The following is a 15,476-nucleotide window of genomic DNA, read 5'->3' on the forward strand; positions in this document are numbered from 1 at the left end:
GAGATCGCGCGCGAGCTCGAGCAGGTCGTGGCCGCCGCCGCGGCCCGGCGCGACGAGCTGGTCCGGCGTCGCGGCGAATGCGCCGCCGCGCTCGAACAGGTGAAGGAGCGGTCGCGGGCGCTGACCACCCAGCTGGCCCAGCTCACCGACGCCGTGCACCGCGACGAGGTCGCCAAGGCCCAGGCGGCCCTGCGCATCGAACAGCTCGAGACGACCATCTCCGAGCAGTTCGGCATCGCGCTGGCCGATCTCGTGGCCGAGTACGGACCCGATGTCGCGCTGCCGCCCTCGGCGCTGGAATTGCAGGAGTACGAGGCCGCCAAGGAGCGGGGCGAGCAGGTCAGCGCGCCGCAGCCGATGCCCTACGATCGGGCCACCCAGGAGCGCCGCGCCAAACGCGCCGAGAAGGACCTCAGCACCCTGGGCAAGGTGAACCCGCTGGCACTGGAGGAGTTCGCGGCGCTCGAGGAGCGCTACACCTTCCTCGCCACTCAGCTCGAGGACGTCAAGAACGCGCGCAAGGACCTGCTCGACGTGGTCGCCGAGGTCGACGCGCGCATCCTGCAGGTGTTCACCGAGGCCTACGCCGACGTGGAGCGGGAGTTCGTCGGCGTCTTCGCCAAGCTGTTCCCCGGCGGCGAGGGCAGGCTGGTGCTCACCGACCCCTCCGACATGCTCACCACCGGCATCGAGGTGGAGGCCAGGCCGCCGGGCAAGAAGGTCAAGCGCCTGTCGCTGCTCTCCGGCGGCGAGAAGTCGCTGACGGCGGTCGCGTTGCTGGTCAGCATCTTCCGGGCCAGGCCGTCGCCGTTCTATGTGATGGACGAGGTCGAGGCGGCGCTCGACGACACCAATCTGCGCAGGCTCATCGGCCTGTTCGAGCAGTTGCGGGAGAAGAGCCAGCTGATCGTCATCACCCATCAGAAGCCGACCATGGAGATCGCCGACGCGCTCTACGGCGTCAGCATGCGCGGTGACGGCATCACCCAGGTGATCTCGCAACGGTTGAACCGCGCCGAGGTGACCGATACCGATCCGGTGGGCGCGTCGGCGTAGCTGTCCCACTGTCCGGGATGGTGAAATGGCAACACATTTCACCGATGGTGGCCGCTGTTAGCGTGCGACGGATGAAACGTGTTACAGCATCGCTGGTCGCCGGTATCGCGGCCGCGCTCCTCGCCCCACTGCCCGTGGCCGGCGCCGACACCGGTTCGTCGTCGCTGTCCGGCGGCGGCTCGTCGTCGTTGTCGGGCAACAAGTCCGAGCTGCCGCCGTACGCGCAGTGGATCGGCGAGATCACGCCCGTCGTGGCCGAGGCGAAGACCTATCTCGCCGGCCGGCTGCCCGGCGCGACCAAACCCGCGATCGTCTTCGACATCGACAACACGACGCTCGAGACCTCCTACAACACGGGGCTGATCATCCCGGCGATCCAGCCGGTGCTCGGCCTGGCCACCTGGGCGAAGCAGAACGGCGCCGCGATCATCTTCGTCACCGGTAGGCCCGCGCTGGTCAACGCCTATTCGCAGGCGAACCTGAGCTCGGTGGGCTACCCGGTCGACGGGCTGTACGGCAGCGCGCCGACCACGCTGTCGGCGGGCAATGCCGGACTGGCCGAGTACAAGACCGCGAGCAGGGCCGATATCGAGAGCAGGGGCTACACGATCGTCGCCAATATCGGCAACAGCCCGTCGGACCTGTCCGGTGGGCACGCCGAGCGCACCTTCAAGTTCCCGGATTACAACGGCGCGCTGAACTGATCCGCGCGCGACGGCGCCGGGGAGGCCGGCATTCGCTCGGCGCCGTGGCGGAGCTTCTCACGGTGCGACCGGAGTCGAGTCGCGGGGGGCGATCGCGACGAGGATCGCCGCGACCCCGATGGCGAGTGCCGCGATCGTGGCGGTCGCGGTCCAGCCGAACCACTCGACCGCGGCCGCGCCGAAGGCGGTGCCGAGGCTGCCGCCCACGAAATACACCATCATGTACGCGCTGTTGAAGCGCGCGGGCGAGGCCGGGTCGATGGCGAGCACGGTGCTCTGATTCGCGACCTGGGCGGCGAAGAGGCCGGCGTCGAACAGCGCGAGGCAGACCAGCGTCACCACGGTGCCGGTCAGGCTGGTGCCCAGGACGATCGCGGCGACACCGGCCAGGGCGAGACCGATCAGCAGAACCCGCCGGGGGCCGACGCGGTCGGTCCATCCGCCCGCGATCCGCGTCGCCGCGATGCCCGACAGCCCTGCCAGGGCGTACAGGCCGATCTGTTCCGCCGAATACGAGAACGGCGGCTCGGACAGCGCGACCGCGAGTCCGCTCCACACCGCGCAGAACGCGAAGAACCACAGCGCGCCGCGGATCGACGCGGTCCGCAGTGTGTCGTCGCGTGCCATCAGGCGGGGGAGGGAACGCAGCGTCCGGAGGTAGCCGCGATCGCTGGTGCCCCGCTCGGTCGGCAGCACGGCCAGGCAGCCGAGCGCGACGCACCCGCAGGCGGCCGCGAACGTCAGTTGCATCGCACGCCAGCCGATCTCGTCGGCGAGCCACCCGCCGACGATGCGCCCGGCCAGGATGCCTGCCGAGATCCCCGCGGTCACGATGCCGAGGATCGTCGCGCGCCGATCCGGTGACGCGAGCCGTCCCGCCACCGAACTGAGCGCGGCGCCCACCGCCGAACACGCCCCGACCACGCCGATCACCACGCCCAGCTGCCACGGTCGGCCGACCGTCGCGCTCATCGCCAATGCCGCGGCGAGCACCGCGAACTGGACCGCGAGCAGCCGCGCGGGCGAGAACCGGTCGACCAGCGGGACCAGCAGCCCGAGCCCGACCAGATACCCGACCGGCCCGCACGCCAGCGCGGTCCCCACGACCGCGATTCCCGCGCCCACCGAGTCCGCGACATCCGCGATCGCGGGTTGCAGCGGATACAGCGCCGAGGTCCCCAGCGCGGCAGCCGATGACATGAACAACACGACAGAGCCACGCAGCGGAGTTCTCGGCCTCGTGGCGACAGGTTCAGCATGCACAACGACCGACGGTAGGAAGCCGCCGAACCGGTCGCTGGCGGGATAACGACGTCACCGTCACGACCCGCCGACCAGGTGTGGTGATGCGGCGAGACCCGACAGACCACCCTCCACTGCGCCGCATCGCCCGAGCGTGCCGGAGCCTGAACCGTGCGCAGAGAGCCCGCTCGAGCCACCGGGAGCCGCGCGGTATCGGCCTGCAACCGCCCGGCGTGACAAGGCTCGGCGGGCCTGGTCAGGTGACCGGCACCCTGGCCGGAATCCGCGCTGTGCTGCCGGGGCTACGCCGCGTGGCTGCGCGCTGTTGCCTGGTCGCACGGCTGCGGCGGGCGACGCGGTGGTCAGGCGGTCGGGGCGGGCTCGTCGAGCTCGGCCGATATTTTCGCCGCTCCGCCCGTGGCCAGCCATTCCCGCAGGGTTGTGAGGCCCGGGTACAGCGCGCGCAGGGCGGGGAGGTCGGCGTGCCAGCCGCCGGTTTCGCGGATCAATCGCCAGGTGTTGCCCAGTTGGGGGCCGATCGCCTCGGCCTCGGATTCGTCGATCTCGCGGTAGTGGATCGCCCGGCCGGTGGCCTCGGCGATGGCCGCGGCGGCCGCGACCGGGGTGATCGCCTCGCTCGCCAGCTCCAGGGTCCGGCCGTGCCAGTCGGCCGGAGCGGCGAAGGCCAGCGCGGCGAAGGCGGCGATGTCGGCCAGGGCGACCATCTGGAGCGGCTGATCGGCGGGGAACAGGTGGCGGTGTTCCCCGCCCGCCCTGATGCCGTCGACCGGCGATCCCCGCAGGAGGTAGTTCTCCATGAACCGCACCGGGCGCAGCACGGTGTAGCGCAGGCCGGACGCGGCGACCGCGTCCTCGATCCGGCGTTTGCCCTCCTGGCCCCACGAGTCGGCCGAGCCGAGCGCGGCCACGCCGGTGAACACGATCTGGTCGGTGCCCGCGGCGCGCGCGGCATCGACCATGGCGACACCACGGCGGCCCTCATCGCCCGCGTTCCAGCCGCTCGGGCCGTAATCGACTGGGGGAACGAGGAATACGGCCCGGACCCCGGTGGCGGCTGCCCGCAGCGAGGTGGGATCGTCGAAATCGCCGATCGCCAGCTCGGCGCCGGCCTCGGCCAGGGCGCGGGCCGCCGGCGCGGCGGGATCGCGGACGAGGGCGCGGACCGGGTGTCCGTCGGCCAGCAGTTTCCCGGCGGTGGCGCCGCCCTGCTTGCCGGTCGCGCCGGTGATCAGAACGGGCAGTGCTGAAGTCATTGCGGATGAGCTCCGTTTCGTTCCCTATAATCGGGTCGGTCGACCCGTATTCCGGACGGTACGGGCCGGTCGACCCGGTTGACCAGGTGTGGTGCAGGGAAGGCGTAACGAAATGTCCGTCGACAACGGCGCGGAACCGGCCATCCGGGCCGACGCCCGGCGTAACCGGGCCCTCGTGCTGGCCGCCGCGCAGCGTGCGCTCGCCGAACGCGGCACCACCGTCTCGCTGGCGGAGGTCGCCCGCCGGGCCGGCGTCGGCGCGGGCACCGTTCACCGGCACTTCCCGACCAAGACCGATCTCCTCGAGGCGGTGATGCAGCAGCGGGTCGACCGGCTCGCCGCGCTGGCCGCCGAGCACCTGGCCGATCCCGACCCCGGCGCGGCCTTCTTCGCGCTGTGCACCCATGTCATTGTGACGACGCCGGGCAACAAGGACCTCTGTGACCTGGTGCAATCCGACGACGGCTGGCCACGAGCCCTGCTTCGCGGCGCGGGTAACCGCTTCCATCGGGCGCTGGGCGCCCTGCTCGCCGCCGCCCAGCGGCAGGGCACCGTTCGCGCCGATGTCGGCGTCGCCGACGTGCTCGACATCTTCACCGGCTGCGTGGCGATCCAACGGCATCGGCGCGCGGGCGAGCCGCTCGCGCCCGCTGTCGTGCTCGTCCTCGACGCCCTGCGCGCCCGCCCGGCGGGCGTCACGGAACCGGCGCCGTCAGGCCGTGACGAAACGCGTCCGGGTGACGAAACTCCGCGCTGTCCCGTGTGCGCCGCACCGGTGCGCCGATCGGCCACCGGCAGGCCCGCCCGCTACTGCTCGGCAGCCTGCCGGCAGAAAGCGCACCGCAGGCGCCACCCCGTGCCTACAGCAGATCGCTGACGTCGTCCGGCACGTCCACGGCGTATTTGCGGAGGATGTCCATGGAGATGACCTCCAGGGCGTTCTCGTGCGTCGCGGCCAGCACCACCGGTGCGGCGACGCCGTCCTCGTGCGCGTGCAACCAGCGCACCGCCACCACACACCAGCGGTCGCCCGGCTGCAGGCCGGGGAAGTTGTTCTCCGGACGCGGAGTGCTGAGGTCGTTGCCGATGGATGCCTGATGCTCCAGGAATTCCGCCGTCACGACCGTGCACACGGTGTGGCTGCCGAGATCCTCCGGACCGGTGCTGCAGCAGCCGTCCCGGTAGAAGCCCGTGAGAGGATCGGTGCCGCACTCTTCCAGCGGCCCCCCAAGCACGTTTCGATCGGTCACGTCGCCGATCCTATGGGGCGAGCGCCAGAAGTTCCGCAGGACAACGAATCTGTAGTGTTTCCCCGGCGTGCCGATGCGCTCCGTCCCTCGTCACCGACCCGCCGCGCCGACGCCGCCGACGTGCCGCGATCCGCCTCCCGAATAGACTCTGCCGGGTGAGTTCGCAAGCGTGGATCCTGATCGCCGCGATCGCCGCCGTGCTGTTGGTGGCGCTCGTCGCGGGTTTCGTCCTGTACAAGCGGCGCCAGATCTCCCTGGCACCGCCCGAGCCGGACAAGGAGTTGACGGACCGGTCCGGTGGGTACACCGCGTCCGGCGGATTCAGTTTCAGTCAGGGTGGGTCGGCGCCCACGCTGCCACGACCCGAACCGGTGGGGGAGCGCACCGACGACGAGGGGCAGCCGCACGTCGGCGACGACGCCGCCGTCCCGCGCGACGCCCCCCGCCGCGGCATCACCGACGTCCCGCTGCCCGAGGCCGATGTCCAGGCCGCCGAGACCGTGGTCGTCCCGGACGACCTGAGCTCCCTGGACACCACCGCGACCGAGACCGCGCCCACCGAGACCGCGCCCACCGACACCCTCCCCGTCGAGACGGCACCGGCCGAGACCGAACCCACCCCGGCCGAGACCGTGCCCGCCGAACCTGTCGCCGAGGCCCCCGCCCCGACCGCGCCCGCCGAGGTCGACGCGGTCGCCGCCGCGATCGAGGAGATCGACCCCACCTCCGGCCGGCTCGAGCGCCTGCGCGGCAGGCTGTCCCGTTCGCAGAACGCGGTCGGCAAGAGCCTGCTCGGTCTGCTCGGCGGTGGTGACCTCGACGAGGACTCGTGGGAGGAGGTCGAGGACACCCTGGTGCTGGCCGATATCGGCACCGCGAGCACCGCGAAGATCGTCGAGCGCCTGCGCGAGGAGATGGCCGCGCGCAGCGTGCGCACACCGGAGCAGGCCCGCGCCGCCCTGCGTGACGTGCTGATCGAGGCGCTGCGCCCCGAGCTGGACCGGTCCATCCACGCGTTGCCGCACGCCGACCATCCGGCGATCCTGCTGGTCGTCGGCGTCAACGGCACCGGCAAGACCACCACCACCGGCAAACTGGCCCGGGTGCTCGTCGCCGACGGCCGCCGGGTGCTGCTCGGCGCCGCCGACACCTTCCGCGCCGCCGCCGCCGATCAGCTACAGACCTGGGGCGAGCGGGTCGGCGCCGAGACCGTGCGTGGCAAGGAAGCCGCCGACCCGGCCGCCGTCGCCTTCGACGCGGTCACCGCCGGCATCGATCGCGGGGTCGACGCGGTCCTGATCGATACCGCGGGTCGCTTGCACACCAAGACCGGCCTGATGGACGAGCTGGGCAAGGTCAAGCGCGTCGTGGAGAAGAAGGCCGAGGTCGACGAGGTCCTGCTGGTGCTCGACTCGACCGTCGGCCAGAACGGCCTGATGCAGGCGCGGGTCTTCGCCGATGTCGTCGACATCACCGGCGTCGTGCTGACCAAGCTGGACGGCACCGCCAAGGGCGGCATCGTGTTCCAGGTGCAGCACGAGCTGGGCGTGCCGGTGAAGCTCGTCGGTCTGGGCGAGGGCGCCGACGATCTGGCGCCGTTCGAGCCCGGTGCCTTCGTCGACGCCCTGCTCGGCGGCGCCGCGTAGTCAGCCGGCGATGCCCGCCCGATCCAGCGATCGGGCGGGCATCGCTGTTTTCCAGGGGAAACGCCGTGCCCGCCTCCCCGCGCGAACGCCGGGCGAACCGCACACTCGTACCGGTCTCACCGTGAGGCGACAAGTGGTGGCCAACCGCACGAAACGTGGAAGCAACACAACCGCGCTATCCGTTCACTCAGGTGAAACACCACAGCTCAACGGATGAAACACCGAGTGGCGACCCTTCTGTACAGGTCCTTTTGCCGTCATCGGCAGGGCCCGAGATGAGGAGGAACACAAGGTGGCATTTCCCGTAATCGGCGCACCCGATGCCGGTGACACTGCATGGTTGCTGACCGCGTCAGCACTCGTGCTGCTGATGACGCCGGGCTTGGCGTTTTTCTACGGCGGTATGGTCCGTGGCAAGAACGTGCTGAACATGATCATGATGAGCATCTCCGCGATGGGTCTGGTGACCATCCTGTGGTGTCTCTACGGCTTCTCAGTGGCATTCGGCGAAGACAAGGGCAACTTCTTCGGTGACCCGCTCCAGTACTTCGGCCTGAAGGGCGTGTTCGGCGGCCAGTACCTGGCCACCACCGACCCGGCGACGCCGGCGGGGATCCCGCTCGCGGGCACCATCCCGCTGTCGGTCTTCGTCGCCTTCCAGCTCATGTTCGCGATCATCACGGTCGCCCTCATCTCGGGTGCGGTCGCCGACCGCCTGAAGTTCGGTTCGTGGCTCGTCTTTGCCGGAATTTGGGCCACCATCGTCTACTTCCCCGTCGCGCACTGGGTCTTCGCCTTCGACGGCATCACCGCCGAGAACGGCGGCTGGATCGCGACCAACCTCAAGGCGATCGACTTCGCCGGTGGTACCGCGGTGCACATCAACGCCGGTGCGGCCGGTCTGGTCCTGTGCCTGATCCTCGGTAAGCGCAAGGGCTGGCCGAAGTCCCCGTTCCGTCCGCACAACCTGCCGTTCGTCATGCTCGGCGCCGGTCTGCTGTGGTTCGGCTGGTACGGCTTCAACGCGGGTTCGGCGGTCGGCTCCAACGGTATCGCCGGTGCCACCTTCCTCACCACCACCATCGCCACCGCGGCCGCGATGCTCGCCTGGCTGCTGGTGGAGAAGATCCGTGACGGTCACCCGACCTCCCTCGGCGCGGCCTCGGGCATCGTCGCCGGTCTGGTCGCGATCACCCCGGCCTGTTCCTCGGTGAACGTCGTCGGCGCGCTGGCCATCGGTGTCGTCTCCGGCGCGCTGTGCGCCCTGGCCGTCGGCCTGAAGTTCCGCTTCGGCTTCGACGACTCGCTCGACGTCGTCGGCGTCCACCTGGTCGGTGGTCTGGTCGGCACCCTGATGGTCGGCCTGGTCGCCACGGCCGAAGCTCCCGCAGCTGTCGAGGGTCTGTTCTACGGTGGTGGAGTCGAGCAGTTGAAGCTGCAGGCTGTCGGTGCCTTCACCGTCCTGGCCTACTCGCTGGTCGTGACGGCCGTGATCGCGTACGCGATCAAGTTCACCATCGGCCTGCGCGCGAGCGAGGAGTCCGAGGCGGCGGGCCTGGACGAGTCCGAGCACGCGGAAACCGCTTACGATTTCGCTGCTGTGGGTGGCACGGCACGCTCGCTCGTCAAGGAGGCATGACGAACATGAAACTGGTTACGGCAATCGTCAAACCGTTCACGCTCGAAGACGTGAAGACCGGGCTGGAGCAGGCAGGCGTGCTCGGCATGACCGTCAGCGAAGTCCAGGGATACGGCCGGCAGAAGGGCCACACCGAGGTCTACCGCGGTGCGGAGTACTCGGTGGACTTCGTTCCGAAGGTTCGTGTCGAGGTCGTCGTCGACGACGCGTCGGTCGAGAAGGTCGTCGAGGTGATCGTCGAGGCCTCGCGCACCGGGAAGATCGGTGACGGCAAGGTGTGGGTGACCCCGGTGGACACCATCATCCGGGTCCGCACCGGCGAACGCGGAAGCGACGCTCTGTAATTCGGTAGCGACGCACGGTTGTAAACGATCGAGCGGCGGGCCCCCTCCCACCGGTACGACCCGGTCGGGGCGGGGCCGCCCGCATGAATGGCGGTGGGACTGTGGCACAACAGAACGGCGGTATTCAGAACAACGGGGCGGCCGACCTGGTCAAGGCCAGAGCACAGCTGCTCGACGGGGCGGGGCCCCGAAATCCCCGGCTCGATCCGGAATCGCTGCGCGCGGCCCTGGTCGACCTGTTCGAACTGTGGCTCACCAGCAAGGGCAACGAACTGGGCATCACCGCCGACAGCGGCCTGGCCGTCGTCGCGGTCGGCGGCCTCGGCCGTCGCGAGATGCTGCCGTTCTCCGATCTGGATCTGGTGCTGCTGCACGACGACGTCGACCCGGCCGTGGTGTCGGAGGTCGCCGATCAGCTCTGGTATCCGCTGTGGGACGCCCACATCAAGCTCGATCACAGTGTCCGCACCGTGCCGCAGGCGCTGCGGGTGGCCGCCGACGACATGGTCGCCGCGCTCGGCCTGCTCGAGGCCCGCCACATCGTCGGTGACGAGGACCTGTCCAATCTGCTCATCGGCGGAGTGCGCCGGGAGTGGCGGACCGGCATCCGGTCCCGCTTCGACGAACTGATCGCCCCGACCACCGGGCGGGGGCAGCGCAGCGGCGAGATCGCCCACCGCGCCGAGCCCGACCTCAAGAACGGCCGGGGCGGCCTGCGCGATATCCAGCTGCTCGACGCGCTCGCCATCGCCCAGCTGACCGACGCCATGCCGGGGCTGGGCCCCGAGGTCCCCGGCGGCGGCCTGAAGCAGGCCCATCGCAGGCTGCTCGACGTGCGCACCGAACTGCACCGCGTCGCCGGTCGCGCCCGCGACCAGCTGCGCGCCCAGGATGCCGACGAGATCGGCGCCGCGCTACGCATCGGTGATCGGTTCGATCTGGCCCGCACGCTGAGCGATTCGGCCCGCACGGTGAGCTACTCGACCGATGTCGGCCTGCGCACCGCGGCCAACGCGCTGCCGCGCCGCGGCCTGGCCAGGCTGCGCCGGATGCCGGTGCGCCGACCACTCGATGAGGGGGTGGTCGAGCATTCCGGCGAGGTGGTGCTGGCCAGGGACGCGCGGCCACAGCGCGATCCCGGCCTGATCCTGCGGGTCGCCGCCGCCTCGGCGCAGACCGGGCTGCCGATGTCGGCGACCACGCTCAACCGGCTCTCCGAGGACGCGCCGGAACTGCGCGAGCCGTGGCCCAAGGACGCGCTCAACGACCTGCTGGTCCTGCTCGGCGCCGGCCGCGGCAGCATCGACGCGGTCGAGGCGCTGGATCGAACCGGCCTGTGGGGCAGGCTGTTCCCCGAGTGGGGCGCGGTCCGTGACCTGCCGCCGCGCGACGCCCTGCACACCTGGACCGTCGACCGGCACCTGATGGAGACCGTCGCCTACGCGGGCGCGCTCAGCACCAGGGTGGCCCGGCCGGATCTGCTCGCGCTCGGCGCGCTGCTGCACGACATCGGCAAGGGCCGGGCGGGCGATCACAGCGTCGTCGGCGCCGAACTGGCCACCCACATCGGCCGCAGGCTCGGCCTGTGGCCCTCGGACGTGCGCACGCTCAGCGCGATCGTGCGCCACCATCTGCTGCTGCCCGACACCGCGACCCGGCGTGACCTGGCCGATCCGGAGACCGTCCGGTTCGTCGCCGACGCGCTCGGCGGTGACGTCGGTCTGCTCGAACTGCTGCACGCGCTCGCCGAGGCCGACTCGATGGCCACCGGCCCCGGTGTCTGGGGTGACTGGAAGGCCTCGCTCATCGGTGACCTGGTGCGGCGCTGCAAGCTGGTGATGGCGGGGGAGCCGCTGCCGCAGCCGGAACCGATCGACCCGGAGCTGCTGGAGAAGGCGCGGGCGGGCGGCGTGCACGTCACCCTCACACCGGGCGAGGGCAAGCACACCTACCTGGTGAACGTCATCGCGCCCGACGAGCCCGGCCTGCTCTCCGACGCCGCGGGTGTGCTGGCCCTGCACTCGCTGCGGGTGCTGTCGGCCTCGCTCGGCAGCGCGGGGGAGTCGGCGATCAACACCTTCGTGGTGACGCCGAAGTTCGGTGACCCACCGGACGCGGGCCTGCTGCGCCAGGAGCTGATCCGGGCCACCACCGGCGCGCTGAACCTGCCCGAGGTGCTCGCCAAGCGCGAGGCCGAGGCGGTCGGCGCCGGACCGGGCCGCTATGCCCGCGCTCAGCCACGGATGATCTGGTCGGCCACCAGCACGCCGGGACTGGTGATTCTCGAACTGCGCGCCGAAGACCGGGTGGGCCTGCTCAGCAGGTTGGCGGGCACCTTCGCCACGGCCGGGGTGAATGTCCGCTGGGCCAAGGTCGTCACGATGGGGTCGGCCGTGGTCGACGCCTTCTGTCTCGATCTGGGTGACGCCGACAGCCCGCAGCTGCGTGACCGCATCGAGAAGGCGGTCCTGGACGTGGTGCCGCTCCCGGCGCCCCCGCCGCCCGCGGAGGCGAGCGCCGACTGAGACAGTCAGGACACGGTTTCACCACCGATTGCTATCAGGTTGCCCGTCAACGGTCGGCGTTGCCCGATCAGTCGAGATCAGACCTATAGCATTCGAGAGGTCTGGCTGTCACTCGTTCGAGGGGAGCAGATCCGTGGCTATCGAAGTCGTTTCCGCATCGATGATGACCAGTGACGCGACCACGCATATCGCGCGCTGCGTCGGCGGTGACCTGTGGGTGGTTTCGTGGCTACCGGGGCGCACACTCACCGGCGCCCAGGCCCTGGCGGCGATGACCATCGCCTCCACGACCGCCCGGCACGTCGACAGTCCCGATGCCGAGTGGGCGCGGATCGAGGCGCTCTCGCGTGAACTGGGTCTCACCGGGCGGGAGGCGGTGTACCTGGTGAACATCGAAAACCACGAATTGCGGCGCACCGCGCCACCGCACGTGCGGCACCGGGAATAACACCCATTACCCTGGGAGGGCAATAGACGTCCCTTTCAGATCAGGAGCGCGATCGGTGTTCGAATCCCTGTCCGACCGGCTTACCGGTGCACTGCAGGATCTGCGCGGTAAGGGGCGTCTGTCACCGGCCGACATCGACGCCACGGCGCGCGAGATCCGCCTCGCCCTCCTGGAAGCCGACGTCGCGCTGCCCGTGGTGCGCGGCTTCATCGCCAACGTCAAGGAACGCGCCAAGGGCGCCGAGGTCTCCGCGGCGCTGAACCCGGCGCAGCAGGTCGTCAAGATCGTCAACGAGGAGCTCGTCGGCATCCTCGGCGGGGAGACCCGCAGGCTCAATCTCGCCAAGAATCCGCCGACGGTCATCATGCTGGCCGGCTTGCAGGGTGCCGGTAAGACCACCCTCGCCGGCAAGCTCGCCAAATGGCTCAAGGGCCAGGGTCATCAGCCGCTGCTGGTCGCCTGTGACCTCCAGCGTCCCGGCGCGGTCACCCAGCTGCAGGTCGTCGGTGAGCGCGCGGGCGTGCCCGTGTTCGCCCCGCATCCCGGCACCTCCGTGGGCGGCGGCGAGAACCCGCTCGGCATCTCCGCGGCCGACCCGGTCGGCGTCGCCCGCGCCGGTGTCGAGGAGGCCAAGGCCAAGCAGCACGACGTGGTCATCGTCGACACCGCGGGCCGTCTCGGTATCGACGCCGAGCTGATGCGCCAGGCCGCGGGCATCCGCGACGCCGTGCAGCCCGACGAGACCCTGTTCGTGCTCGACGCGATGATCGGTCAGGACGCGGTCAGCACCGCCGAGGCGTTCCGCGACGGTGTCGGCTTCACCGGTGTCGTGCTCACCAAGCTCGACGGCGACGCGCGCGGTGGTGCCGCGCTGTCGGTCCGCAACGTGACCGGTTCGCCGATCATGTTCGCCTCCACCGGTGAGAAGCTCGAGGACTTCGACGTCTTCCACCCGGACCGGATGGCCTCGCGCATTCTCGGCATGGGTGACGTGCTCACCCTGATCGAGCAGGCCGAGCAGGTCTACGACGCCCAGCAGGCCGAGGAGACCGCCCGCAAGATCGGCAGCGGCGAGCTCACCCTCGAGGACTTCCTCGATCAAATGCTGGCCATCCGCAAGATGGGCCCGATCGGCAACCTGCTCGGCATGCTGCCGGGCGCCGGTCAGATGAAGGACGTGCTCGCCCAGGTCGACGACAAGCAGCTCGACCGCGTGCAGGCCATCATCCGCGGCATGACCCCCGCCGAGCGCGACAACCCGAAGATCATCAACGCCTCCCGCCGCCTGCGCATCGCCAACGGCTCGGGCGTGCAGGTCTCCGAGGTCAACCAGCTCGTCGACCGCTTCTTCGAGGCCAAGAAGATGATGGCCATGATGGGCCGTCAGATGGGCCTGCCCGGCGCGCGCCGCGGCAACAACAAGAAGGGCAAGAAGGGCAAGAAGGGTGGTCGCGGCCCGACCCCGCCGAAGATGCGCGGTGGTTTCCCCGGTATGCCCGCCGGGATGCCCGGTCTGCCGCCGGGCATGGACCTGTCGCAGATGCCGCCCGGCCTGGACCAGCTGCCGCCCGGTCTGGAAGGTATCGACCTGTCGCAGCTGAAGTTCCCCAAGAACTGAGCTGTGTTATTCGAGCGCTGGTGCGCTCGAGTCGCGGCCCCTTCTGTCCCGCCGATCAGCGGCAGTTGCTTGCTCCTTCGTCGCTTGCGCAACTGCCGCTGATCGGCGGGACGGCCGCGACCGCCGCTGCGCGGCGAACCCTCCTCGAGGTCGGGTTGTGCGGGGGGAGTTGTCAGATCACGCCGGGGATCAGGGCTTTGCGGGTCGGGGGGNCCGCCGCTGCGCGGCGAACCCTCCTCGAGGTCGGGTTGTGCGGGGGGAGTTGTCAGATCACGCCGGGGATCAGGGCTTTGCGGGTCGGGGGGTAGTCGACGAACTTCTCCCGGTACCAGCGGTGCGTCGCGAAGGCGCGCGGCACCAGGTTGCCCGCGGTGATCAGGAAGATGGCCACGCCGGCCAGCGACCAGGTGAGTAGCGCGAACCCGGCCCAGGCGATCAGTTCGCCCAGGTAGGCCGGGCTGCTGACGAAACGGAAGCCGCCGCCGTGCGGGATGCGGTACTCGGCGGCGCCGGGGTTGTTCTTGTCGCGCAGGTTGCGCACGATCGCCTCCGACCGGACCAGCAGGCCGAAGCCGCACAGGTACACCACGAGCCCGATCAGGAAGCGCGGGTCGGTGAGCCAGGCGGTGCCGTACTGGTTCTTGTAGTCGTGGCTGAAGAACGCGCCGTTGAGGTAGCCGTGCAACGCGGTGACGAACACCCCGGCCGCGACCACCGAGAAGTTGAAGCTGCTCTTCTTGCCCGGCACCTGCCGGATGGAGAGCGGGAAGAACCAGCCGCGATTGCCGTAGTGCAGCAGCCAGATCGCCGCCAGCACCAGCGGCACCGGCTCGAAACGGTCGGGCCCGCCGAGGTAGAACACCGCGAACACCACGGTCGCGGGCAGTTCCATCAGCCACCAGCCGAGCTTGGGGTTGAGATTGAAGCCGATCGAGGTCGAGGCGAAACGGCCGTAGGGACTCTGCGCGAACAGTCCGCCCACGATCACGAACGCGGCGAAGGCGAAGGCGATGGCCAGCACCGTGTCGTAGGTGGCGTTCCCGGTGTACCAGTCCATCGAGATTCCTTTGTCCAACAGAGCGCGGGCACGATCGCCGACGCAAAACTAGAACACGTTCTATCATGGATCGGGCAGGGGCAGCGCGACTATGGAGGACCTACATGCCGTTGGATCGGACCGCGGAAGACCTGCTGGCGGCCGTGCAGGCCTCACCGCGCGCGGTGGCCGCGCACGACAAGGACGCCTGGGTCGGCCTGTTCGTCGACAACGCCGCGGTGCACGATCCGTACGGCGCGCGCGAACACATCGGCCGCGAGGCGATCTCGCGGTTCTACAACGTCTTCATCGCGCCGAACACCATCGCCTTCCGGGTCGAGCGCGACCTGGTCGCCGGGCGCACGGTGGTGCGCGACCTGCACATCGAGACCACCATGTCGACCGGCGCCACCGTCACCGTGCCCATGCACCTGCGCTACGACCTGATCGAGTCGGCCGACGGCTGGCGGATCGCGCGCCTGGCCGCGCACTGGGAGCTGGCGGTGATGATCCGGCGGCTGCTGGCCACCGGCCCGGCCGGGGTGCTGGCCGGGACCAAGCTCGGTCCGCAACTGGTCTCCGAGCTGGGCGTCGGCGGCGCGATGGGCATGCTGCGTGGCCTGCGCGGCGTGGGCGCGACGGGCAAGCGCGTCGTCGGCAGGCTGTTCGGCGCCGCCGCCGCGGGCGACCCGGC

At 70.2% G+C, this 15,476-nt stretch carries 14 protein-coding genes; 10 read left to right on the top strand and 4 right to left on the bottom strand.

The window, feature by feature from the left end; genetic code table 11:
- Both V8688_RS27205 and V8688_RS27210 read left to right on the top strand, forming a co-directional pair.
- Positions 1 to 1,056 (top strand): AAA family ATPase (locus tag V8688_RS27205; protein ID WP_342801985.1); only part of this gene is annotated, 1,056 nt, incomplete at its 5' end.
- 71 nt (positions 1,057 to 1,127) lie between these two features.
- Positions 1,128 to 1,760, top strand: coding sequence for an HAD family acid phosphatase (locus V8688_RS27210; protein WP_342801986.1), 633 nt, complete (start codon positions 1,128 to 1,130; stop codon positions 1,758 to 1,760).
- Between the two features lie 57 nt (positions 1,761 to 1,817).
- Here V8688_RS27210 and V8688_RS27215 read toward each other — a convergent pair whose 3' ends face one another.
- Positions 1,818 to 2,960 (bottom strand): MFS transporter, encoded by a 1,143-nt coding sequence (locus V8688_RS27215; protein WP_316575580.1) that lies wholly within the window; start codon positions 2,958 to 2,960, stop codon positions 1,818 to 1,820.
- Positions 2,961 to 3,364: 404 nt separating this feature from the next.
- Complete coding sequence (locus V8688_RS27220) at positions 3,365 to 4,276, bottom strand: NmrA family NAD(P)-binding protein (protein ID WP_342801987.1); 912 nt, start codon at positions 4,274 to 4,276, stop codon at positions 3,365 to 3,367.
- Between the two features lie 112 nt (positions 4,277 to 4,388).
- Here V8688_RS27220 and V8688_RS27225 point away from each other — a divergent pair, with 112 nt between their 5' ends.
- Positions 4,389 to 5,153, top strand: a complete 765-nt coding sequence (locus V8688_RS27225; RefSeq protein WP_316575578.1) for a helix-turn-helix domain-containing protein — start codon at positions 4,389 to 4,391, stop codon at positions 5,151 to 5,153.
- On the opposite strand, the gene V8688_RS27230 is transcribed toward V8688_RS27225, so the two are convergent.
- Positions 5,137 to 5,526, bottom strand: a complete 390-nt coding sequence (locus V8688_RS27230; protein WP_019048221.1) for a DUF2237 domain-containing protein — start codon at positions 5,524 to 5,526, stop codon at positions 5,137 to 5,139. The genes V8688_RS27225 and V8688_RS27230 overlap by 17 nt on opposite strands.
- Positions 5,527 to 5,681: 155 nt before the next feature.
- Between V8688_RS27230 and ftsY the strand changes: the two genes are divergently transcribed.
- The 6 genes from ftsY to ffh all read left to right on the top strand — a co-directional run bounded on the left by ftsY (position 5,682) and on the right by ffh (position 13,746).
- Positions 5,682 to 7,172: a signal recognition particle-docking protein FtsY gene (gene ftsY, locus V8688_RS27235; RefSeq protein WP_342801988.1), complete on the top strand. Its 1,491-nt coding sequence runs from the start codon at positions 5,682 to 5,684 to the stop codon at positions 7,170 to 7,172.
- Between the two features lie 292 nt (positions 7,173 to 7,464).
- Positions 7,465 to 8,811 carry an ammonium transporter gene (locus V8688_RS27240; RefSeq protein WP_218716821.1) on the top strand — a complete coding sequence of 449 codons (1,347 nt, stop codon included), beginning with the start codon at positions 7,465 to 7,467 and terminating at the stop codon, positions 8,809 to 8,811.
- A 5-nt stretch (positions 8,812 to 8,816) separates the two neighbouring features.
- Positions 8,817 to 9,155, top strand: a complete 339-nt coding sequence (locus V8688_RS27245; protein ID WP_110036141.1) for a P-II family nitrogen regulator — start codon at positions 8,817 to 8,819, stop codon at positions 9,153 to 9,155.
- 83 nt (positions 9,156 to 9,238) lie between these two features.
- On the top strand, positions 9,239 to 11,680 hold the full coding sequence (locus V8688_RS27250; RefSeq protein ID WP_342801989.1) for a [protein-PII] uridylyltransferase: 2,442 nt from the start codon (positions 9,239 to 9,241) through the stop codon (positions 11,678 to 11,680).
- Positions 11,681 to 11,813: 133 nt separating this feature from the next.
- Positions 11,814 to 12,128, top strand: coding sequence for a hypothetical protein (locus tag V8688_RS27255; RefSeq protein ID WP_308248378.1), 315 nt, complete (start codon positions 11,814 to 11,816; stop codon positions 12,126 to 12,128).
- 55 nt (positions 12,129 to 12,183) lie between these two features.
- The gene (gene ffh, locus V8688_RS27260; RefSeq protein WP_218716823.1) at positions 12,184 to 13,746 is read left to right on the top strand and encodes a signal recognition particle protein; all 1,563 of its coding nucleotides are present in this window, start codon (positions 12,184 to 12,186) and stop codon (positions 13,744 to 13,746) included.
- A 265-nt stretch (positions 13,747 to 14,011) separates the two neighbouring features.
- On the opposite strand, the gene V8688_RS27265 is transcribed toward ffh, so the two are convergent.
- On the bottom strand, positions 14,012 to 14,803 hold the full coding sequence (locus V8688_RS27265; RefSeq protein ID WP_218716824.1) for a methyltransferase: 792 nt from the start codon (positions 14,801 to 14,803) through the stop codon (positions 14,012 to 14,014).
- 104 nt (positions 14,804 to 14,907) lie between these two features.
- Between V8688_RS27265 and V8688_RS27270 the strand changes: the two genes are divergently transcribed.
- Positions 14,908 to 15,476, top strand: a 569-nt coding sequence (locus tag V8688_RS27270; protein WP_342801990.1) for a nuclear transport factor 2 family protein, incomplete at its 3' end; no start/stop codon positions are given.

The sequence above is a fragment of the Nocardia sp. No.11 genome (assembly GCF_038752175.1).
GTDB lineage: Bacteria > Actinomycetota > Actinomycetes > Mycobacteriales > Mycobacteriaceae > Nocardia > Nocardia canadensis.